We start from the raw sequence: 21,789 nt of genomic DNA, 5'->3' as shown, positions 1-21,789 counted from the left end.
GAAGGGAGTCACCTCATGACATCGAGCTTATTACTGTTGCTCAAGGCCCCCTTGCAGTCTTGGGGCAATGATTCGCGCTATGCGACGCGAACAACCTCGCAGATACCATCGAAATCCGGAGTGCTCGGTATGCTTGCCGCTGCGGAAGGTCGCCGGCGGACCGACGACATTGAGGACCTCGCCCGTCTTACTTTCGCTGTGCGGGTTGACCAGTCCGGTAGTCTGCTGCGTGATTACCAGACCGCACAGAATTGGCAGCGGAATCCAAATGCATCCGCAAAATTGATTACGCGCTATTTCCTCTCTGATGCTGCCTTTGTTGCCGCCATCGAGGCAGAGGACCGCGGTTTGCTTGAAGGTTTGGCTGAGGCGCTGAACAAACCTGCATTCCCCATTTTCTTGGGACGACGTTCATGTCCGGCACCGCCAAATTTGGTGCAGGGAATCGACGGCAAACCCGCGGTTGAGTCGCTTCAAGCGCACTCTACGTGGCATGCCACAAAGGAGTACATGAAGACCTGTGGAGAGAAGGTAGCCCTGCCGATTTATCGCGATGCAAAGCCAGGTGAACTCGGGGAGTCGTTGCAAGACGTGCCCGTGTCGTTCGATCCGAGGCACCGAAAGTACTCCTGGCGCACGGTTGTTCAACGTGAGCGCGCCATGGTTGATAATCCCTTGGACGCATCGCAGCTGCGGCCGGACCCATTTATGGAAGCGGTGATGAACGCGTGACCACGCTAACTAAGATCCTGATCAACCCTCAGTTGCGTCAAGGGCGGAAGCTCCTTACGAATCCACATGCCATGCATGCGGCAGTTAGTGCAGCTTTTCCGCCGGACATCGATACCGATGAAGCACGGTTGTTATGGCGGATTGATCGAAATAGTCACGAAAACGCTCTTTACATTGTTGGCCCCGAGAAACCGACGGCGTCTGGAATCGTAGAGCAGGCTGGCTATGACACACGGCCCGCCCAGTCCCTTGATTACACTCGCCTTCTGGGGTCCTTGCAGAAGGGGCAGCACTGGAGGTTTGAGCTGCTTGCAAACCCAACCTATTCTCAGTCCAACAACGGAAAACGTGGCAAAGTTAAAGCCCACGTTTCAGTGGAGCATCAGCTTGAGTGGCTCTATTCTCGGGCGGAAAAGGCTGGTTTTGCGTTGGCTCCGCGTGCCAATGACACGGTGCCTGCGGAAGAACGAGCACGTTGGTCGGTAGAAGATGAAACAGCCATCGTGGAGAGGCGGACCCTTGATTTCCGCAAAGGTGGGAACCGACGCCACATCCGCATTGTAACGGCCCGCTATCGTGGCACCCTGGAGGTCACAGATTCTGCGCTCCTCCGCTCCACTCTTACTCACGGTATAGGGCGTGCTCGTGGTTATGGTTGTGGTCTGATGACGTTGGCGGCAGTTTCTTAATGGCTACGCCACATGAGGTCCCTATCGCACGCCAGGCTTTGGCGCGCGTAGGGGACCGGATCAGTTTTCTTTACGCCGAACGCTGTGTAGTGAATCGTGATGGCAATTCGCTCACGATAATGGACCAACGGGGCATTGCTCATCTTCCAGCTACCCAAATCGCAGCTCTTCTATTGGGGCCGGGGACAAAGATTACCTATGCTGCGATGGCCCTGCTTGGCGACGCCGGCGTAAGCACCGTCTGGGTAGGAGAGCGCGGTGTGCGGTACTACGCACACGGCCGTCCGCCAGCAAAATCAAGCCGCATGGCAGAAATCCAAGCGGAGGTAGTCACTCACCAACGCAAGAGATTGAATTGTGCACGCCGCATGTATGCCATGCGCTTTCCAGGTGAGGATGTGTCGGGTTTGACCATGGCACAACTACGCGGCCGAGAAGGCGCGAGGATGAAGAAGGTCTATGAAGCGGAATCGAAACGAACCGGAGTCTATTGGAATCGGCGCTCCTATGATCCAAATGATTTTGAATCCTCTGACTCGATTAATCAGGCACTGACTGCTGCAAGTGCAGCACTTTACGGAGTAGCTCACGCTGTCATCACTGCTTTAGGATTCGTTCCCGCTTTAGGCGTTGTTCACACGGGAACTGACCGCGCCTTTGTTTATGACATAGCTGATTTGTACAAGGCAGAGATTTCAATTCCCGCTGCTTTTGATACTGTCGCGGCTGCCAAAGGAAAGCCAACCGTAGAAGTTCGCCGTCACATTCGTGACTACGTTGTTTCACATAGACTCATGCCGCGCATGGTCAAAGACCTTAAGTCGCTGTTCGATATCCCTGATGATGAGCTTGTTAGTGATGTCGAACTCATGCTGTGGAGTGAACTCGAAGTCATTGCTTCAGGAGTGAATTGGGCCGAAGAGGAGACACTTTCGTGATCGTTCTTGTCGTAACTGCATGCCCCGCTGGGCTTCGGGGTGACTTATCAAAATGGCTGATTGAACTAACGCCGGGTGTCTTTGTCGGCCGCCCTTCCGCACGAATTCGTGACTTGTTGTGGGAGCGAACCGTTGAACTGTGTAAGGACGGTAGAGCATTACTGGTCTATTCGGCAGCAAACGAACAGGGTTTAGAATTCCGGACTCACCGGCATCATTGGCAACCACAAGACTTTGATGGTGTCACGCTCATGGTTCGTCCTGCTCCTGGAAGCAAGAAAGTTCAAAACAGGACTGGTTGGTCACAAGCCCGACGGATTCGTTCGGCATACCAGAAACAGAAACGAAAATAGCTGAGGAACTCTAGACAGGTTCTGTGTCTCTTCCGAGAAGAAGCCGTATGTAAACTGAGGGTTCGGCTCCTTTATACGCTGCTCAGCAAGTGTGCTCCCCGCGTGAGCGGGGATGAGCCCCAGCACCGGCGTGTAGGACATGCCGCGGGCGAGTGCTCCCCGCGTGAGCGGGGATGAGCCCATGACGGCATTCTGGTTAAGGCCGGTGACCGTGTGCTCCCCGCGTGAGCGGGGATGAGCCGCTCCTGAGACGTAGCAGCATCAGCCGCCGCCGGTGCTCCCCGCGTGAGCGGGGATGAGCCCCTCAACACCTGGGAACCCGGGGGCAAGGACGTGTGCTCCCCGCGTGAGCGGGGATGAGCCCAGCCAGGGGCACACCAAGCCCTACTGCCTACCGTGCTCCCCGCGTGAGCGGGGATGAGCCCTGGATTTTTTGGCCTGCGCGCCCCGGGGTGTAGTGCTCCCCGCGTGAGCGGGGATGAGCCCGCTCGGCCAGTACAAGCTGAGTGACGTTGGGGGTGCTCCCCGCGTGAGCGGGGATGAGCCGATGGCTACAGCCCCACACGCATCGCTGAGTGCGTGCTCCCCGCGTGAGCGGGGATGAGCCCCAGGGTGTTTTGCATGTCTCTTTCGGTGAGGTGTGCTCCCCGCGTGAGCGGGGATGAGCCCTTCGGTGTAGTCGTCGTGGGGCTCGCCGTAGCGTGCTCCCCGCGTGAGCGGGGATGAGCCGACCGCACGTGAGATTGAATCCGAATACCAAGCGTGCTCCCCGCGTGAGCGGGGATGAGCCGCTGATAGGGGGCGCGACGTCGAGTCCCGACTCGTGCTCCCCGCGTGAGCGGGGATGAGCCCCCAACCACCGGGCGAGCATTCGGAATGTAGGTGTGCTCCCCGCGTGAGCGGGGATGAGCCCCAATCAACCCGATGGTGGTATCGAAGACCTCCGTGCTCCCCGCGTGAGCGGGGATGAGCCCCATAAGAACGAGAACCATAAGACTAGTAAAGAGTGCTCCCCGCGTGAGCGGGGATGAGCCGACTTTCAAAAGTCGTTTTCTAGCTCGTCTGGGGTGCTCCCCGCGTGAGCGGGGATGAGCCGTTCGGGGAGTTCGTCGACTTTCTGCGTAGCAAGTGCTCCCCGCGTGAGCGGGGATGAGCCCGTCACCGGGCGCATCCAGCATTTTGAATGGCAGTGCTCCCCGCGTGAGCGGGGATGAGCCGCACTCAGGGCAGCAATGTGTAGTAGTCATTTAGTGCTCCCCGCGTGAGCGGGGATGAGCCCATCCACCGGATTACCCTCGAATGCGTTTTTATGTGCTCCCCGCGTGAGCGGGGATGAGCCCGGAGACCTCACTGTCTTCTATGACGAACGTGAGTGCTCCCCGCGTGAGCGGGGATGAGCCCCGGCTGGCGAAAAGTTCACCTTCGAGCGTCGCGTGCTCCCCGCGTGAGCGGGGATGAGCCCGCGCTCATGTGCCAGTCGCAAATGCAGATGGAGTGCTCCCCGCGTGAGCGGGGATGAGCCCGCCCACATGGAATGCAGCCCCACAACGGCACCGTGCTCCCCGCGTGAGCGGGGATGAGCCGTCCCGCGATACCCCGGCGCAACACCATAGTTTGTGCTCCCCGCGTGAGCGGGGATGAGCCGGAAGCTCAACGGCATCCATAAGGAGTTCAAGGGTGCTCCCCGCGTGAGCGGGGATGAGCCGGGTGGGGCCGTAGCCTCGGCTTCTGCGGCCTGGTGCTCCCCGCGTGAGCGGGGATGAGCCGCAATCACCGCAGAGCTGAAAGATGCTCGCTCTGTGCTCCCCGCGTGAGCGGGGATGAGCCGGCACGGGCAAACTTAACGACGAATTCGGGGTCGTGCTCCCCGCGTGAGCGGGGATGAGCCTGGTCAACCCTCACTAGCGACGGCGCAAACATGGTGCTCCCCGCGTGAGCGGGGATGAGCCGGGCGAACCGGGCAGTATGTGGCTAACGATCGAGTGCTCCCCGCGTGAGCGGGGATGAGCCGTCATACGGATGAGGGAAGAGCTTATCGCCTGGGTGCTCCCCGCGTGAGCGGGGATGAGCCGGTAGCTAACTTCTGGCAGATCACTAATATCCGGTGCTCCCCGCGTGAGCGGGGATGAGCCCGCCTCAGCCTCCCCAGCGCTCAAATCAAACTGGTGCTCCCCGCGTGAGCGGGGATGAGCCGACGTCGTTGATTTTTGCCGCGGTGGCTTTGGCGTGCTCCCCGCGTGAGCGGGGATGAGCCCCAATCAGCAACAACCTGCAGGCCAAAGCGCAGGTGCTCCCCGCGTGAGCGGGGATGAGCCCCGATTCAGCCGGAACCTATGTGGGACGTCTTCGTGCTCCCCGCGTGAGCGGGGATGAGCCCATCCGCATCTCGGGAGAAGTCACCCTGCCGGAGTGCTCCCCGCGTGAGCGGGGATGAGCCGGGCTGACCCGGTGCGTCGTAGTCGTACACGCGGTGCTCCCCGCGTGAGCGGGGATGAGCCCTGCGCGGTCATGTTCTGAATATCGCCCAGGTCGTGCTCCCCGCGTGGGCGGGGATGAGCCGTCCTACCACCCGCCCCAAAGACAGACGACAGCGTGCTCCCCGCGTGAGCGGGGATGAGCCGCCATCATCCTCCGCGACAAACTCACCCGATACGTGCTCCCCGCGTGAGCGGGGATGAGCCCCACAAGGAGGTAAGCGCTAATGGCACGCCACTGTGCTCCCCGCGTGAGCGGGGATGAGCCCTATCCAGTGTCGTTTGAGGACGTATTCGACGTGTGCTCCCCGCGTGAGCGGGGATGAGCCCCCACCACACCACCAACGACTTCAAGGTTGTAAGTGCTCCCCGCGTGAGCGGGGATGAGCCCACGGCTTTACCGCTACTTCCGCCCCCGGAGACGTGCTCCCCGCGTGAGCGGGGATGAGCCCCACAGCAGGGGAGCAGTCGTGAGATGGGAGAGGTGCTCCCCGCGTGAGCGGGGATGAGCCCGCAGTAGAGCAAGTCAACGCCCATACTCGGGCGTGCTCCCCGCGTGAGCGGGGATGAGCCCACCGCCATCTTCCGCTGCTCCGCCGGTTCTACGTGCTCCCCGCGTGAGCGGGGATGAGCCAGGACGGGGCGGGCCGCTTCATTGACACGGTTGGGTGCTCCCCGCGTGAGCGGGGATGAGCCCAAGACACTCCCTGGGAACTGGGATGCGCTGCCGTGCTCCCCGCGTGAGCGGGGATGAGCCGTGGGTTCCCTACATGCGGACGGCTAATGGCTCGTGCTCCCCGCGTGAGCGGGGATGAGCCCCATTAGCCTCCAGATACGCCTGGGCATAAGCAGTGCTCCCCGCGTGAGCGGGGATGAGCCGAGCAGGTCGTATGCCTGCGTGCCGACAAGCAGGTGCTCCCCGCGTGAGCGGGGATGAGCCGGGTGGGCTGTACGCGGAATCGCCAAGAAAGACGTGCTCCCCGCGTGAGCGGGGATGAGCCGGCCTGCGCGCTATCCCCGAGGACCGGCTCATGGTGCTCCCCGCGTGAGCGGGGATGAGCCCAGTCCACCAGTGCCCGCCGTCATGGCTACACCGTGCTCCCCGCGTGAGCGGGGATGAGCCGGGTGAGCTACTCGGGTTGCAGCGTTCCAAGGTGTGCTCCCCGCGTGAGCGGGGATGAGCCCGGCGGCGAGGGCAAGAAGGGCCGTATTTTCGTGTGCTCCCCGCGTGAGCGGGGATGAGCCCGGCACCCGCTTCAACGTCATCGACATCGACGAGTGCTCCCCGCGTGAGCGGGGATGAGCCGATGACGGGCGAAACAGTGTTGAGGGCTTCGTAGTGCTCCCCGCGTGAGCGGGGATGAGCCCTTAGCAACCTCAGCATTCAGCTGACCAACAGAGTGCTCCCCGCGTGAGCGGGGATGAGCCTCCACCTGGACTATCGAGCGCGCCAAGAAGGCTGTGCTCCCCGCGTGAGCGGGGATGAGCCCTCTTCATCCTCGGCCTCAGGCCACAGGTCGATCGTGCTCCCCGGGTGAGCGGGGATGAGCCCAAACTCGCCGCCCCCGTAAGAGCCGATCTTCCGTGCTCCCCGCGTGAGCGGGGATGAGCCGCAAAGTCCAGAGCATTCGGCGCGCCACCAATAGTGCTCCCCGCGTGAGCGGGGATGAGCCGCGAAGAACTGCACGGCGGCGTTGATGTAGCAGGTGCTCCCCGCGTGAGCGGGGATGAGCCCCACTCGGGGGCGTCTGCGAGGTACACGGGTAACGTGCTCCCCGCGTGAGCGGGGATGAGCCGCTGCGCAGCACGTAGGGGTTACTACATTTGCGGTGCTCCCCGCGTGTGCGGGGATGAGCCCAACTAGGCCCGCGCCCTCACACCACTCGCTAAGTGCTCCCCACCTGACCGCGGAAGCGCTAGGACGACTACAGTTTGCTATAGTCGGATCTACTGTCGGGACGGCGTCCGTGCAGTTGTCGGAGAGTACGCCCCACGCACGTGGGGATAGCTCGCAAAAGGCCTCTAGTTCTTTAAGGTTTGCGGTGTACGCCCCACGCACGTGGGGATAGCTCGCGAGGACACCCAAGCGCGTGACAGGTCGTCAAGTACGCCCCACGCACGTGGGGATAGCTCGTCTCGGGTCACTGACTTCGGGTCAAGCAACATGTATGCCCCACGCATGTGGGGATAACCTAGGTAGCGCTCACCACGTAAACAGGTATGAGTTTGTATAGACCGTTGGAAGCGTTGTGTCCAACGTGGAGTCGAGCGAGTTTCCCAGTCGTTGTTGTTTTCGATATGGCGTGCACTCCGTTGCAGAATTTCGCGCTTTTCTTCGCTGGAGTTTCAACACTGTCCTAATTTCGTAGTTTTTCTTTTCATGAGAAAACTAGGTCTTCTCCTTTCGCAGTACGCTAGGGTCAGTATCTGTGATTCAGGACGTCGACCCGCTCATCCATTCCCTGTACCAGGTCTTTGATCTCATCGGTGTGGTACTCAACGGCATTATCGGTGGCACGATTGCACGCCGTAGGGAATTCGACATTATTGGCTTCGTCTTTCTGGCGCTCTTTTCGGCGCTGGCTGGCGGCATGATCCGTGACATGCTGATCGCCAGCGGTCCGGCTGCGGCTATCTCTGATCCGCTGTATCTCACGCTGGCGTGTGTGGGCGCGCTCATTGCTTTCTTGACGGACCTGAAGGGCAAGGCCTGGGAAATCTTCCTCGAGCACGCGGATGCTGTCATCTTGGGCGTATGGTGCACGACTGGATGCGTGAAGGCGCTGACCCATGGAATGCCGTTCATCGCCTGCGTATTCTTGGGCGTTTTGACCGCAGTGGGTGGCGGAATGGTACGCGATGTTGCTTCCGGCCAGATTCCCTCGGTCTTTGGCGGCAGCCCACTCTATGCCGTGCCGGCGGTGCTTACAGGAATCGTGATGGCATCCTTCGGGCACTTTGACAAGTTTGCCCTCGGCATGGTCATCTCGCCCTTCGTGGGCTTTGGCCTAGCAGTTATGGCGTATTGGCGCGGATGGGTGCTTCCGCGCGCTGGCATTGCTCCCTTGAACTACACCGCGGCGCAGGTGGCATCGATTGCACGGAAAGCTGAAATTAGGGGCTTTCGGCGAGGCCGTAGAAAACGTAAATAGGTTCTCGGCCGGACCTCGGCCTATCTACAGCTCCTATTGGTTGCTGATTTCTTGGTTTTGATTAGACCTGTTTATTTTCCTCGGGATTTACAGCAAGTTCGTTAGCCGCAGGCTTTTGTTGGTTTCGGTTGAGGAAAGTCCTCACGAGAGGAGTAAGGGATGCTAAGCCAAGGATCGTAGCGCCGACGAAAGACTCCGGTGGCTCCAGAAAGAGCAAACAGCAGAAAATGCCGGCAATGGAAGCGAATGTAATGAACGCGGCGACGCGAAAGCCAGCCTTGGCCTCCCAAAGGGCGTGATCGAACGCCTTCTGAGTGTTCAGCCGATCCGCAATTGTGTCTTCGTGGGCGTCGTCCAGAATTCGCTCGCCAAGCCCTGGCTGAATTTTCTCGCAACCATTGATGATGTGGGGTGGAGGAATGGGGCCGGCGTACGTATGGCCGATAATGGGGCCATATTCAATTAATTGCCCGTCGATCCCTGGGATTGCCGGTTGATTTGGCGGCTGATCCTGCCCCCAATTTGGTTGAATACGCGGGTCTGTCGGGTCTGAGTGCTGCGACGGGCGACCGACAGGGCCTTGTCTACCTGACCCGAGTGGCTGAAGGTGATCTTGTCCATCCCGCGCACCGTGGAGTGGAACATCGTCATGACTCAGACCGTACCTTTTCTATGGTTCGTCTGCCTGAGTTACACAATAAATGAGAGGAATAGGCGGGATTGGAGCTGTAGTGAGCAGCCGGACGCAACTGCCGTTTTCTCTGCTGTCACATCCGTATACCCCTGTGTGATGATGCCCGCGGAAAGAGTCTCGCTAGGGCCTCGCTAGCGAGTCTTCTTACTGCCGTCAAAGTCAAAACGAAACACCGCTCTCCTGTGTCAATACAGGTAGAACGGTGCATTATTTTGCTTCCCCACCAGGACTCGAACCTAGAATGACGGTACCAAAAACCGTAGTGTTGCCGATTACACCATGGGGAAACGCGCCCACATTATGAGCGCTGGGGGACATGTTACCCGACGGGTGCGTATCAGACCTAAACAGGTGGCCAAGACTCGCGTTCCCGTTGCTTGCGGCTTACTTTTAGCTGGTGCGGGCCATGTCCGGTGAGGGAGATACAGTAGAAGACATGGTTCGACAAAGGATGACCGGGCGTGAGCGCCGTGAGCAGTTGATCTCCATTGGCCGTGCGGCCTTCGCAGAGCGCGGTTTCGATGGCGCCAGCGTGGAGGACATTGCGGCACGCGCCGGTGTGTCTAAGCCAGTGGTCTACGAGCATTTCGGCGGCAAGGAAGGCCTCTACGCCGTCGTCATTGATCGCGAGCTTGTCGCCTTGGAGAAGGTCGTGACGGAATCGCTACAGACGGGTTCTTGGCGCGAGCGCATCGAGCAGGGGGTCGTCGCGCTGCTGACTTATGTGGAAGAGGAAACCGATGGTTTCTTGATCCTCGTGCGCGATTCCAAGCCAGGGGATGAGCGTAGTTTCTCCACGTTGTTGAATGCAGCAGTTAATCAGATCGCGCACATCCTCGGTGAGGCCTTTGAACACCGCGGGCTCGACCCAGAGCTGGCGGTGCTTTACGGCCAGGCGCTCGTCGGCATGGTGGCCACCACAGCCCAGTGGTGGCTGGATGAGCGTGAGCCTTCGCGTGAGACAGTTGCCGCGCACATCGTTAATCTGTGCTGGAATGGTCTTTCCGGCATGGAAGCAGCACCGAAGTTGAAGGGAGCCAAGTAGGTGGCAACGCCGATGCTGGGCGGGCTTTTAAAAGTAGCCGCCTCAGATCCGAAACTTAAAGGCCTCGCCTCCCAAGCGGGGGAAGCCTCATTGCACATTACTGGCATCGACCAGGCCCGCCCCTGGGCCATCGGTACCTTGGCGCACCACGCACCGGTGCTGGTGGTGACCGCCTCCGGGCGCGAGGCGGAGGACCTTACCGCGGAGCTGACAGCCATGCTGGGGGATAAGGTCGCTTACTTCCCGGCATGGGAGACGCTTCCGCATGAGCGGTTGTCGCCGGCCGCGGATATCGTCGGCAAGCGCGCGCGTGTGCTCGACCTCGTGGGAGCGGGCAAAGCCCAGGTCGTGGTGACCTCCGCCCGCGGGTACTGCCAGCCCATCCTGAGCAAGGTGGAGGGCCGCGCGCCCATTTTCCTGAAGGAAGAGGACGAGCACGAGCTCGCGCATATCCTGTCGGAGCTAGAGTTTCGTGCTTACAAGCACGTGGACATGGTGGCCAAGCGCGGTGAGTACGCCACGCGCGGCGGCATTCTTGATGTCTTCCCGACAACCTCGGATTACCCGGTGCGCGTGGAGTTCTGGGGCGATGAGATTACGGATATCCGTCAGTTCTCCGTGGCTGACCAGCGCGCCATCCCCGAGATCGAGGTGGGAGAGGTCGCCATCTATCCCGCCCGCGAGCTGCCGATCACCAATGAGGTCGCCGCGCGCGCCCGCGAGCTGGCGCAGAAGTTTGGGGGCAACGCAGCGCTGGCGGAGCTTCTGACCAAGGTAGGGGAGCACATCCCGGCCGAAGGTATGGAAGCCGTGCTGGCCGTGCTTGCCGACGCCCCCTTTGTCACCCTCCCCGAACTGCTTGCCCCGGGCACGCACGTGCTGCTCGTGGCACCGGAAAAGATCCGCACGCGAATTGCTGACCTGGAATCCACCGATGCGGAGTTCTTGGCGGCTGGCTGGGAGGCCGCCGCAATGGGTGCGGATGGCCCGTTGGCTGCTGAGGGCTTGGATACCTCGGCGTCGAGTTATCGCTCCTATGAGTCGTTGGAGGCGACGTGCCGGAATATCGAAGCCCCGTTGTGGACTTTCGCCCCGCCGGGAATGTTTGCGGCGGCTGAATCGGAGACTCTGCCGCTGGACTTTGAACCCGGACCAACTCCGCGCGGTGATATTCCAGAGATTGATGCCATGATGGCGCAGCTTCTGGCGCACACGACGGCCGGCGGGCGTGCCGCCTTCATTGCCCCTGCGCAAGGCGCTATCAAGCGCATGGTGGAGCGCTTTGCGGAGAAGGGTATCCCCACGAAGGTGGCCACACCTGGCTGGGAGCCGAGTCCCGGCGAGGTCACGCTCTACCAGGCCTTGTCCCATGCTGGTCTGGTGTTCCCGAAGGTACGCAAGCTCAAGGACGCTGAGGCGCTGCCGCTGGTGGTCATCACGGAAACCGATCTGACGGGTAACCGTGTGGGCGATATTGCGGGGGCGAAGCGTCGCCCAGCAAAGCGCCGTAACCGCGTGGATCCCCTCGCACTCAAGCAGGGGGACTACGTGGTGCATGAGACTCATGGCATCGGCAAGTTCCTCAAGATGGCCGAGCGCACCGTTCAATCCGGTGACGAGACTTCGCGCCGCGAATACATCGTGTTGGAGTATGCCGCCTCCAAGCGCGGTCAGCCGGCTGACCAGCTGTGGGTCCCCATGGATTCGCTGGATTTGCTGAGCAAATACACCGGCGGTGAGACGCCGACGTTGTCCAAGATGGGTGGCTCGGACTGGAAGAACACCAAGAAGAAGGCGCGCGCCGCGGTGCGCGAGATCGCCGGTGAGCTGGTGGAACTCTATGCCAAGCGCCAGGCCGCACCCGGTCACCAATTTGGCCCTGATACGCCGTGGCAGGCGGAGATGGAGGATAATTTCCCCTTCGTCGAGACCGAGGACCAAATGCTGGCCATCGACGCCGTCAAGCAGGATATGGAATCCACGGTGCCGATGGACCGCGTGGTCGTCGGCGATGTGGGCTATGGCAAGACCGAGGTTGCGGTGCGCGCAGCCTTCAAGGCCGTGCAGGACGGCAAGCAGGTCGCGGTCCTCGTGCCCACCACTTTGCTGGCCCAGCAGCACACCGATACTTTCCGCGAGCGCATGCAGGGCTTCCCGGTGGATATCGAGGTGCTTTCGCGCTTTACCTCGGCCAAGGAATCCAAGGAGATTCTGGCTGGTTTGGCGGATGGTTCCGTGGACATCGTCATCGGTACCCACCGCCTGCTGCAGACCGGTGTGCAGTGGAAGAACTTGGGCCTCATCGTGGTGGATGAGGAGCAACGTTTTGGTGTCGAGCACAAGGAGCACATCAAGGCGCTCAAAGCCAGCGTGGACGTGCTCACCATGTCCGCGACGCCGATTCCGCGCACCTTGGAGATGTCCATGGCGGGCATCCGCGAGATGTCTACCATCCTGACCCCGCCGGAGGACCGCCACCCGGTCCTGACCTATGTGGGCGCGTATGAGGATAAGCAGGTGGCCGCGGCCATCCGCCGCGAGTTGCTGCGCGACGGCCAAGTCTTCTTCATCCACAACAAGGTTGCGGATATCGAAAAGAAGGCCCGCGAGCTGCGGGACCTGGTCCCAGAAGCGCGTATCGTCGTGGCACACGGCCAGATGAACGAGGACGTCCTTGAGCGCACCGTCCAAGGATTCTGGGACCGCGAATTCGACGTCCTGGTGTGTACCACCATCGTGGAAACCGGCCTGGATATTGCGAACGCGAATACCCTCATCGTGGAGAACGCCCACCACATGGGCCTGTCCCAGCTGCACCAGTTGCGCGGGCGCGTGGGCCGCTCCCGCGAGCGCGGCTATGCCTACTTCCTGTACCCGAAGGGCGCCACGCTGACGGAAACCTCCTATGACCGCCTGGCCACCATCGCCCAAAACAACGATCTGGGCGCCGGTATGGCCGTGGCCATGAAGGACCTTGAGATGCGCGGCGCCGGCAACGTGCTGGGCGCCGAGCAATCGGGCCACATCGCCGGTGTGGGCTTTGACCTCTACGTGCGTCTTGTCGGTGAGGCAGTGGAGACCTTCAAGGCGCTCGCGCGTGGTGAGACCCCCGTGGTCACGGACGAAGGACCGAAGGAAATCCGCATCGATCTTCCGGTGGATGCCCATATTCCGGAGTCCTATATCAACTCCGAGCGCTTGCGTTTGGAGGTCTACCGCAAGCTGGCGGCCTCCAAGGACAACGCGGACCTGGCACATGTGGTGGAGGAAATGCAGGACCGCTACGGGCCCATTCCGGAGCCGGTCGAGCGCCTGCTCGCCGTGGATCGCCTGCGCCACCAGGCCCGCCGGGCCGGGGTCAGCGATATCACGGTGCAGGGCACGCGCATCAAGGTCCATCCGGTGGAGCTGGCGGATTCCAAGCAGGTACGCCTCAAGCGCCTCTTCCCAGGCTCCAACTACCGTGCAGCGGCCAAGGCCATCCAGCTCAACTTCCCCAAGGCCGGACGCAACGTCACGGACCCCAAGTTGCGTGACATCGAACTCCTCCAGTGGGTGGCGGACTTCTTGGCCTCGATGTTCGAACTCGAGCGCGTCGACGTCAGCGGTGCTAAGACTAAGAAGAATGTCATTAGCGTAGGAGAAAAATAATGGACGCCAGCACCGCCGCCGGAATTTCTCGGTCCAATCCCAGAATCGTTCTAGTGGCGGTGTGGATGGCCGCCTCGCTGCTCAGCATCCCCGTCTCACTGGTGATCAAGTTCAGCGGTGAGAACGGTGGCTGGCTCACCTTCATGCTGATGATGTTCGGAGTAATCCTGGTTGGCATCTGGGTGCTGCTTGGTTTACTCCCGCTGTTCATCCGCGGTGATTACACAAGCAAGCTGGCATGGGCGTGGGTGTCGCTGGCTTTAGTGTTCATTGGCTTTATCGTGGGCAATGCCAACGTGCCGGATTTTGGGGACGTCGGACCAGCCACTGTTCCGACGTGGTGGTTTGGCAACGAGGAAGCGGCCTCGATCACTGGAGGCATCTTCCTCGTCATCAGCGCTATCGGCCACGTGTTGTGGATAGCAAGCTGCATCGCCTATGCGGTGCTATCGCGCCGCTCGGCGCCCCAGGTTTTCTAGAGCGCTAGGCGGCCCGTGCTCAAGCCCCACACCGCGGCAACCGCGCCGATAACTACCAGCGCTACCACGAACCATTCGAAGGTGTTGAACACGCGTTCCTTCTTGTACAGGCGGGTGGCCACATAAGGAATCATGCTGGGGACCACGGCCAGCGCGCCGAGAAGAACATAAACCGGGTCGGCGGCATAGATGAGCCACAGGGAATAGATGAAGGCGACGAGGCCGATGCAGAGGTGACGGCGATTCTCTCGGCGGCTCACCTCCGGACCTGAAATATCGAAGCGCACCCCGGCATGCGGGTGAGTCAGCCCCTTGCCGCGCACGGCCAAGAGGACCAGGTAAAGGGAAGAGAAGATGTAAGGCAGCAGGTACATGATGGTGGCCAGCTGCACCATCGCGTTATAAGAGGTTTCATTGAGGAAGAAGACGATAACGAAGAGCTGAATCGTCAGCGTAGAAATCAGCTGCGCTACCCACGGCGCACCGGCGATGTTCACGGTGCCGATCTTGCGGGGGAGAAGACCATCGACAGCCATCAGGACAATCGGCTCCGCGCACAGCATCTGCCAGGACACGTAGGCGCCGAGCACGGAGAGACACAGGCCGAGGGAAATGAGAGCGCCGCCCCATTCGCCTACGGCCGCGGTGAGCACGGACGCCATCGAGTTATCCGGCAGCGCTGCGAGCTCCTCCTGGGTAAGCACGCCGAAGCTCAGCGTGGACACGGATACCAGCAACGCCAGAACGCTGATGAAGCCGATGACGGTGGCGCGGCCGACGTCGGCACGCGTGCGCGCCTGCTTGGAGTACACGGATGCGCCCTCCACGCCGATGAAGACCCACACGGTAAAGAGCATGATGCCCTGAATCTGCTCGAAGAGGGACTTATCGGAGGCCTCACCCCAGAAATCAAGAGTGAATTTGTCGCAGCTAAAGCCTACGAAAGCGAGGATGACGATGAAGGCGAGGATGGGGACGATCTTGGCCACGGAGGTGACCATGTTCATGATCGCCGCCTGCTTAATACCGCGCGCCAGCACAGCAAAGATTCCCCAGGACAACACCGATACGGCGATGGCGGAGACCCAGCGGTGGTCGGCGTCAAAGAAAGGCACGTAGTGGCCAATGGTGTTGAAGAACAAGGTGGCGTAGCCCACCTGCGCCATGACGGAACCGAGCCAGTAGCCCCAGCCGGACGTAAAGCCAATAAAGTCACCTAAGCCGGCGCGGACGTAGGAGTACACACCGGAGTCGAGGTGTGGCTTGCGGTGGGCAAGAATCTGGAAAACGAAGGCGACAGAGAGCATGCCGACGCCTGCGATGAGCCAGCCGATGAGCATGGCGCCAGGGCCGGCCACGGAGGCGATGTTCTGCGGAAGAGAGAAGATTCCGGCGCCCACCGTGGAACCGATGATGAGCGCGATGAGCGTCCACAACGTCACAGAGTGCGTGCGCGGCGATTCGGTGAGATTGGAAGTGGTCATTGGTTAAAAATACCCCTTTAGGCGGGCGTTTGCGCAACTGCAGCGAAAGTTCAAAGAACTGGGGACCTATACTCGTTGCTTATGACTGTCCTGTTGTTAGATCCGCGCTGGCCCACGTTAATCCCTATGGAGGCCGTTGGGAAACTGCAGGGCCCTGTTGTTTTCACTGATGAAGTTCCGGTGAAGGTGCGCTGGGACTTTGATTCACTGTTGTGCGGTGAGGATCCGGAAGGCCATGGTGTTGTGGTGAGCACAGATCCATCACACCCGCAGGTGCGTGCGCTTATCGACGCTGATGCGGACCTCATCCTCGCCCCCTCCCTTGAGGAACCGATGTGGAAGGCACGTGAGGTGATGTCGCGTGCGCGGCGCATCGGGGAGTGGGAGCGCGATCAAACCCACGAGACCTTGCTGCCGTATCTAGAAGAAGAGTCGGCGGAATTCGCCCAGGCGGTGCGGGAGCGTGCCACTGATTCCGAGTTGCTTAAGGAATTGGGCGATATCTTCTTGCAGGTCCTCTTTCACGCCGAGATCGCGGCACGCCGTGGGGCTTTTACTCTCGACGATGTCGCGATGTCTTTCGTCAACAAAATGCGCTCCCGCGCGCCCTACCTTTTCGACGGCACGGAGGACGTCGTGGGGGTAGAGGAGCAGGAGCGCCTGTGGGCCGAGGGTAAGGCCCGCGAAAAGAACTAACCCTTCTGGATCATCGAGGACAGCAAGGGAGCGTAGTCAGCGATCGTGGAGGATAGGCCGGTGCCACCGGTAGCGAGAGTGTCTTCCTTGACGATCTTGCACTCGAGGGCGCGGTCGGCGGTCTGGCCGGAGTACTTTACGGCGGCCAAGGCCAGCGGGCCGAGTTCCTCAGAGTTTCCCAGTGCGGTGAGGTTCTTGGACAGCTGGTTGCGGGTGGTGTTCGGAGTAAGCAGCTCGCCCTCGGTGCTCTGATCAATCAGCGTCAGGGTGCTGCGCAGGGTGTTGCAATCAGCGGACTGGATGCCCTGGGAGAGGAAGCCGCCCAGCTCAGTCAGGGAAGCGGCAGAAGCGGTGGCGGGGGTGATTGCGCCGAGGGCGACAACGGCGGAAGCAGTAGCGAGGATACGACGGATGGACATGGAACTCCTTGGCTAAGAGAAAGACACGTTTCTAGAACGGACAGTGATAGAACGTGGAGCACCAGCAGGGCCTCGGCTCTCTGTTCAACGCTGCAGTGTAGCGCAGAATGTTACGCATGGGAACATTTGGACATAACTTTTGTTCCGCGATTGTCGTAGGTCTTGCCTATACGGTCGCCTCGTGGCGCCCTCTGTGTCGCTCGACCCCCTTCCTGCAACGGGCTGTAGTATTCACCTTTATGACGCAGGGGCTTAGGAGGATCGGGGGCTGTGGCCTCGGCATTGTCTTGGCCATCATTCTGATCATTTCCTTGGTGGCCTGGAGTCTTTCCTTCCTGGATAAGCCATCCCCGTTCCGGCAGCTTTCCCCCGTCCCAGAGGAACTTCCACCCGTGGGCGGGGCAGAGGTGCCCGCTATTGATGTCGACGGGCTGGGGCGCACGGCGGACAAGCTGACGTGGTGGTCCGACCAGCTTGCCGACGCCACCAGTATCCCCGCCCAGGCATTGCGGGCCTACGGCAACGCCGAGTTGATCGCGCGGCAATCCTGGCCGAACTGTAATCTGCGCTGGAATACCCTCGCCGGTATCGGCTGGGTAGAAACTCGTCACGGGACCTATAACGGAAGCCTCTTCGACCGTTCATCCCTCGATGAGAATGGTTATCCCGACCCGCCCATCGTGGGCATTCCTCTCGACGGAACTAACAACACCACTTTGGTTCCTGATAGCGATGGCGGCGCCATTGATGGCGATGCCGAGTTTGATCGGGCGGTTGGCCCCATGCAATTCATCGCTTCTTCGTGGGAACATCTAGGTCGAGATGCCAACGGCGATGGCGTTGCTGATCCCAATCAAATCGACGATGCCGCGTTGGGTGCTGCCGCACTGCTGTGTCACGGAGATAGGGATCTTTCCACGCCAGAGGGATGGCGTTCGGCCGTCCTCAACTACAACCAATCTGAGGACTACCTGCGCAAAGTCGCAGCAGCCGCAAATTCCTACGCCATTGAACAGCCTGCCGTGTCCTAGCCTCTTTCTAGATCTATGTCACGTTGTCCGTTTCCGCCCGACACGTTCCGAAGTTTTCTGGAACAATTGTCCCCAGGTGGTTTGGGAGCCCCTCCCAGAACACGAACCCAAGATCAATTTGGCTCTATAGGAGTGAAAGCAGCATGGCTGACATCATCCACGTAATGGCACGCGAAATTCTTGATTCCCGCGGCAACCCCACCGTTGAGGCTGAAGTATTCCTCGACGATGGTGCACGCGGTGTCGCCGGCGTTCCGTCTGGCGCTTCCACCGGTGTTCACGAGGCTCACGAGTTGCGTGACGGTGGTGACCGCTACTTGGGCAAGGGCGTTCTGAAGGCTGTTGAGAACGTCAACGAAGAGATTGCTGATGAACTTGCCGGCTTCGAGGCCGATGACCAGCGTCTCATCGACCAGGCCCTGATCAAGCTGGACGGCACGGATAACAAGTCCCGCCTCGGCGCCAACGCCATCCTGGGCGTGTCCATCGCAGCCGCCAAGGCCGCTGCCGAGTCTGCTGGTCTTCCGCTCTACCGCTACATTGGCGGCCCGAACGCTCATGTCCTGCCCGTTCCGATGATGAACATCGTCAACGGTGGTGCCCACGCTGACTCCGGTGTTGACGTTCAGGAGTTCATGATCGCCCCGATTGGCGCCGAGTCCTTCAGCGAGGCTCTGCGCATGGGTGCACAGGTCTACCACGCACTGAAGGCCGTTATTAAGTCCAAGGGCCTGTCCACCGGCCTGGGTGACGAGGGCGGATTCGCTCCGGAGGCTGAGTCCACCAAGGCAGCTCTGGACCTCATCGTTGAGGCCATCGAGAAGGCCGGCTTTAAGCCGGGCAAGGATGTTGCCCTGGCCCTCGACGTTGCATCCTCCGAGTTCTACAAGGACGGCAAGTATCACTTCGAGGGCGGCGAGCACACCGCTGAGGAGATGGCCAAGGTCTACGAGGACCTCATCGCCAACTACCCGATCGTGTCCATCGAGGACCCGCTGCAGGAAGATGACTGGGAGGGCTACACCAAGCTCACCGCAGCTATCGGTGACAAGGTGCAGATTGTCGGCGATGACTTCTTCGTCACCAACCCGGCTCGCCTGAAGGAAGGCATTGAGAAGAAGGCCGCCAACGCTCTGCTGGTGAAGGTTAACCAGATCGGTACCCTGACTGAGACCTTCGACGCCGTTGAGCTGGCACACCGCAATGGCTACCGCACCATGATGTCCCACCGCTCCGGTGAGACCGAGGACACCACCATTGCTGATCTCGCCGTTGCTCTGAACTGCGGCCAGATCAAGACCGGTGCTCCGGCCCGCTCTGAGCGCGTTGCCAAATACAACCAGCTGCTGCGCATTGAGCAGGAACTGGGTGACGCCGCAGTTTATGCCGGCCGCTCCGCATTCCCGCGCTTCCAGGGCTAGGAATTAACTCCGGTTTCCAGCAGTGGTCTGCACAGACCACTCGCTGAACTACTGGTGAAACAAAAGGTGCCACAGAAACTGTGGCACCTTTTAGTCGTTTTGATCGTGGCACCTTTCCTGTTGTCCGGCCCCGAACAGGCCCAGCCCAAAACTTCTGAGGCGCATGTTATTTCTGGGACACGTCGCGCGCCGCACAGCACCTGGGCCGGTCCGGGATACAATGGCTTTCCGATGGCACGCACTACTTCTCCCCGCACGAAACGCCGGAACACCGTTCCGGTTCGCACGCGTGCCCGCGATGAGCAGCGAGCTAAACGGAAGAAAGCACCGGTGCAGGCCAAGGGGCTAGACATCCTCGGGATCGGTGTGATCATCGCTGTAGTTCTCGTAGTACTGCTATCCATTGCCGTTCCGCTGCGAAATTACTACCACGGCCAATCGGAGATTGCGCGGCTGGAAAGCTCAATCGTCGCCAAGCAGGCACAGAAGGATGACCTCCTCACGGAGATTGACAAGTATCGATCCGAGGAATACGTCAAGGAGGAGGCGCGCCGCCGCTTCGGTGTCATGGATGAAGGCGAGATGGCCTTTCGCATCATGGATCCGCGCATGGACTCTGGTGACACGGTGACCTCAGAGCGTCGTGAGGATGCCGACGACCGCGAGTGGTACACGGTGCTGTGGGATTCAGTATCGGAAGATGCGGAAAACCTACCGGAAACACCTGCTGAATAGGACTCATCCATATCTCCATGTCACAATGGTTCCTATGACCGTGACCGATGCTGACCTTGAAGTCGTCCGCGAACAGTTGGGTCGCGCCCCGCGCGGCGTCGTGGACATTGCTTACCGCACCCCGGACGGAGCCCCAGCGGTGATTAAAACCGCACCCAAGCTTCCCGACGGCACCCCGTTTCCCACCCTTTACTACCTCACCGACCCGCGCCTGACTGCCGAAGCATCGCGCCTTGAGGTCGCCCATGTCATGAAGTGGATGGAGCAGCGCCTCGCCCAAGAAGAGGACCTGCAGCAGGATTACCAGGCAGCGCACGAACACTACCTGGAAACCCGTAACGCCATGGAAGACCTGGGCACTGAGTTTTCAGGTGGCGGCATGCCAGAGCGCGTGAAGTGCCTCCACGTTCTCATCGCTTATGCCTTAGCTGAGGGGCCGGGCCGCGTGCGCTTTGGTACCGAGGCCGTCGCGATGGCTGCGGAGCACGGTAAACTCCGGGGAAGCGCCATCCCTGAGGATTGGCCCACCGTGGGGGACCTGGGCATCGACATGACCCAGTTCGATTTTTCTAACGCCGGTTAAAAGAAAGGCTAGCCCTATGACTCGCGTCGCTGCTGTCGACTGCGGAACCAACTCCATTCGCCTGCTCATCAGCGAGATTCAGGAGGATGGCAAGATCCGGGACATCACCCGCACGATGGAGATCGTTCGCCTTGGCCAGGGCGTCGATGCTACCGGTGAGTTTGATCCTGAAGCTCTTGCGCGGACTCGCGTAGCGCTCGAAGGCTACGTCAAACAAATGAAGTTTGAAAAGGTCGAGCGCGTGCGCATGGTCGCCACCTCGGCCACTCGTGATGCAAAGAACCACCGCGAGTTCTTCAACATGACCGAAGAGCTTCTTGGTGAAATCCAGCCGGGGGCTCGCGCGGAGGTTATTTCCGGTGAGGAAGAGGCACTGCTGTCCTTTACCGGTGCGGTGGGGGACCTGCACTCTGAGGAGGGCCCGTATTGCGTCATCGATTTGGGCGGTGGTTCGACAGAGTTCGTCGTGGGGACAATCGACGGCGAGATCCTCGGCTCGCACTCTGCTCAGATGGGGTGCGTGCGGCTTACCGAGCGCATCATGCGCACCGATCCTCCCACGGAGGCCGAGATTGAGATTGCTAGCGACTATGTTGCTGAGCGCATGGCCGAAGTGGAGAAGATCGTTCCTATCGACAAAGCCCTAACCTTCGTTGGCTGTGCCGGTACGTTTACGACTCTTTCGGCGCTTGCCCAGGGGATGGAGCGCTACGATGCCGACTCCATCCACGGTTCCGAGCTTCGCTTCGATGCGCTGCGGGTGCTTACCCGACAGATGATTGGATTGCCTTCGGATGTGCGCGCTCTCAACCCCGTCATCCACCCTGGGCGCGCAGATGTCATCGGTGGTGGATGCGTGGCCATCGAGGGCATCATGACGATGATTGAGCGCAACAGTGAAGCCCGTTCCTTCTTCATCAGCGAGAAGGACATCCTCGACGGCATCATTAGCGGCCTCGCCGCCAGCTAGCGAGCTCAAACCAAAAGAGTTGCGCAGAAGCCGACCCTATTTTCAGTCTATGCCTACCCGTGCCCTAAGATGAGTGGGCACGGTTTGGCCCCCATAGCCCAATCGGCAGAGGCAGTCGACTTAAAATCGATTCAGTGTGGGTTCGAGTCCCACTGGGGGCACCATGACCAGCGGAAACGCTGAATTTAACGGGGCGAAGGAAGCGAACGCTTCCCAGCGCTCCTCTTCATAGTTTGCGGCAAC

General features: G+C 60.4%; 17 protein-coding genes, 1 tRNA gene and 2 CRISPR repeat arrays. Of the genes, 15 read left to right on the top strand and 3 right to left on the bottom strand.

The window, feature by feature from the left end:
* Positions 1–15 precede the first annotated feature (15 nt).
* From cas5e to HMPREF2912_RS08590, 5 genes are all read left to right on the top strand, one after another.
* On the top strand, positions 16–732 hold the full coding sequence (cas5e, locus tag HMPREF2912_RS08610) for a type I-E CRISPR-associated protein Cas5/CasD (RefSeq protein ID WP_070565817.1): 717 nt from the start codon (positions 16–18) through the stop codon (positions 730–732).
* On the top strand, positions 729–1,421 hold the full coding sequence (gene cas6e, locus HMPREF2912_RS08605) for a type I-E CRISPR-associated protein Cas6/Cse3/CasE (RefSeq protein ID WP_070562514.1): 693 nt from the start codon (positions 729–731) through the stop codon (positions 1,419–1,421). The genes cas5e and cas6e overlap by 4 nt, the downstream gene beginning before the upstream one ends.
* Positions 1,421–2,359, top strand: a complete 939-nt coding sequence (cas1e, locus tag HMPREF2912_RS08600) for a type I-E CRISPR-associated endonuclease Cas1e (RefSeq protein ID WP_070597553.1) — start codon at positions 1,421–1,423, stop codon at positions 2,357–2,359. The genes cas6e and cas1e overlap by 1 nt, the downstream gene beginning before the upstream one ends.
* Complete coding sequence (gene cas2e / locus HMPREF2912_RS08595; protein WP_070683833.1) at positions 2,356–2,712, top strand: type I-E CRISPR-associated endoribonuclease Cas2e; 357 nt, start codon at positions 2,356–2,358, stop codon at positions 2,710–2,712. Before cas1e ends, cas2e begins: the two co-directional genes overlap by 4 nt.
* 91 nt (positions 2,713–2,803) lie before the next feature.
* Positions 2,804–7,104: a CRISPR direct-repeat array (repeat unit 28 nt; unit sequence GTGCTCCCCGCGTGAGCGGGGATGAGCC).
* A gap of 64 nt (positions 7,105–7,168) precedes the next feature.
* Positions 7,169–7,381: direct repeats of the CRISPR family, unit length 29 nt; unit sequence GTACGCCCCACGCACGTGGGGATAGCTCG.
* Between the two features lie 237 nt (positions 7,382–7,618).
* Entirely contained in the window at positions 7,619–8,338 is a 720-nt protein-coding gene (locus tag HMPREF2912_RS08590) for a trimeric intracellular cation channel family protein (protein WP_246816511.1), read from the top strand.
* A 462-nt stretch (positions 8,339–8,800) separates the two neighbouring features.
* On the opposite strand, the gene HMPREF2912_RS08585 is transcribed toward HMPREF2912_RS08590, so the two are convergent.
* Positions 8,801–8,989 (bottom strand): hypothetical protein, encoded by a 189-nt coding sequence (locus HMPREF2912_RS08585; RefSeq protein WP_070562534.1) that lies wholly within the window; start codon positions 8,987–8,989, stop codon positions 8,801–8,803.
* Positions 8,990–9,468: 479 nt separating this feature from the next.
* Here HMPREF2912_RS08585 and HMPREF2912_RS08575 point away from each other — a divergent pair, with 479 nt between their 5' ends.
* Genes HMPREF2912_RS08575 through HMPREF2912_RS08565 form a run of 3 tightly spaced genes read left to right on the top strand, consistent with a single transcriptional unit; the run spans position 9,469 to position 14,207 of the window.
* Positions 9,469–10,077 (top strand): TetR/AcrR family transcriptional regulator, encoded by a 609-nt coding sequence (locus tag HMPREF2912_RS08575; protein WP_070520882.1) that lies wholly within the window; start codon positions 9,469–9,471, stop codon positions 10,075–10,077.
* A 12-nt stretch (positions 10,078–10,089) separates the two neighbouring features.
* Positions 10,090–13,728, top strand: a complete 3,639-nt coding sequence (mfd, locus tag HMPREF2912_RS08570) for a transcription-repair coupling factor (RefSeq protein WP_070683904.1) — start codon at positions 10,090–10,092, stop codon at positions 13,726–13,728.
* Positions 13,728–14,207 carry a hypothetical protein gene (locus HMPREF2912_RS08565; protein WP_070597559.1) on the top strand — a complete coding sequence of 160 codons (480 nt, stop codon included), beginning with the start codon at positions 13,728–13,730 and terminating at the stop codon, positions 14,205–14,207. The genes mfd and HMPREF2912_RS08565 overlap by 1 nt, the downstream gene beginning before the upstream one ends.
* Here HMPREF2912_RS08565 and HMPREF2912_RS08560 read toward each other — a convergent pair.
* Positions 14,204–15,691, bottom strand: a complete 1,488-nt coding sequence (locus HMPREF2912_RS08560; protein WP_070597561.1) for an amino acid permease — start codon at positions 15,689–15,691, stop codon at positions 14,204–14,206. The two genes, HMPREF2912_RS08565 and HMPREF2912_RS08560, sit on opposite strands and share 4 nt — an antisense overlap.
* Before the next feature lie 81 nt (positions 15,692–15,772).
* On the opposite strand from HMPREF2912_RS08560, the gene HMPREF2912_RS08555 reads away from it, so the two are divergent.
* Positions 15,773–16,387 carry a MazG nucleotide pyrophosphohydrolase domain-containing protein gene (locus tag HMPREF2912_RS08555; RefSeq protein ID WP_070597563.1) on the top strand — a complete coding sequence of 205 codons (615 nt, stop codon included), beginning with the start codon at positions 15,773–15,775 and terminating at the stop codon, positions 16,385–16,387.
* Here HMPREF2912_RS08555 and HMPREF2912_RS08550 read toward each other — a convergent pair.
* Positions 16,384–16,806: a hypothetical protein gene (locus HMPREF2912_RS08550; RefSeq protein ID WP_070520896.1), complete on the bottom strand. Its 423-nt coding sequence runs from the start codon at positions 16,804–16,806 to the stop codon at positions 16,384–16,386. The genes HMPREF2912_RS08555 and HMPREF2912_RS08550 overlap by 4 nt on opposite strands.
* Positions 16,807–17,045: 239 nt before the next feature.
* Between HMPREF2912_RS08550 and HMPREF2912_RS08545 the strand changes: the two genes are divergently transcribed.
* The 6 genes from HMPREF2912_RS08545 to HMPREF2912_RS08520 all read left to right on the top strand — a co-directional run bounded on the left by HMPREF2912_RS08545 (position 17,046) and on the right by HMPREF2912_RS08520 (position 21,710).
* Positions 17,046–17,837 (top strand): lysozyme family protein, encoded by a 792-nt coding sequence (locus HMPREF2912_RS08545; protein WP_070597565.1) that lies wholly within the window; start codon positions 17,046–17,048, stop codon positions 17,835–17,837.
* Between the two features lie 143 nt (positions 17,838–17,980).
* Positions 17,981–19,258, top strand: a complete 1,278-nt coding sequence (eno, locus tag HMPREF2912_RS08540; RefSeq protein WP_070520900.1) for a phosphopyruvate hydratase — start codon at positions 17,981–17,983, stop codon at positions 19,256–19,258.
* 231 nt (positions 19,259–19,489) lie between these two features.
* Complete coding sequence (locus tag HMPREF2912_RS08535) at positions 19,490–19,993, top strand: septum formation initiator family protein (RefSeq protein WP_070530555.1); 504 nt, start codon at positions 19,490–19,492, stop codon at positions 19,991–19,993.
* Between the two features lie 34 nt (positions 19,994–20,027).
* On the top strand, positions 20,028–20,576 hold the full coding sequence (locus tag HMPREF2912_RS08530; RefSeq protein ID WP_070520905.1) for a DUF501 domain-containing protein: 549 nt from the start codon (positions 20,028–20,030) through the stop codon (positions 20,574–20,576).
* A gap of 16 nt (positions 20,577–20,592) precedes the next feature.
* Complete coding sequence (locus HMPREF2912_RS08525) at positions 20,593–21,546, top strand: Ppx/GppA phosphatase family protein (protein ID WP_070597567.1); 954 nt, start codon at positions 20,593–20,595, stop codon at positions 21,544–21,546.
* Between the two features lie 87 nt (positions 21,547–21,633).
* Positions 21,634–21,710: transfer RNA gene (locus tag HMPREF2912_RS08520), tRNA-Leu, on the top strand.
* Positions 21,711–21,789: the final 79 nt, after the last annotated feature.

This window comes from Corynebacterium sp. HMSC056E09, assembly GCF_001813425.1.
GTDB lineage: Bacteria > Actinomycetota > Actinomycetes > Mycobacteriales > Mycobacteriaceae > Corynebacterium > Corynebacterium hesseae.
This window is presented reverse-complemented; position numbering and strand designations above follow the sequence as displayed.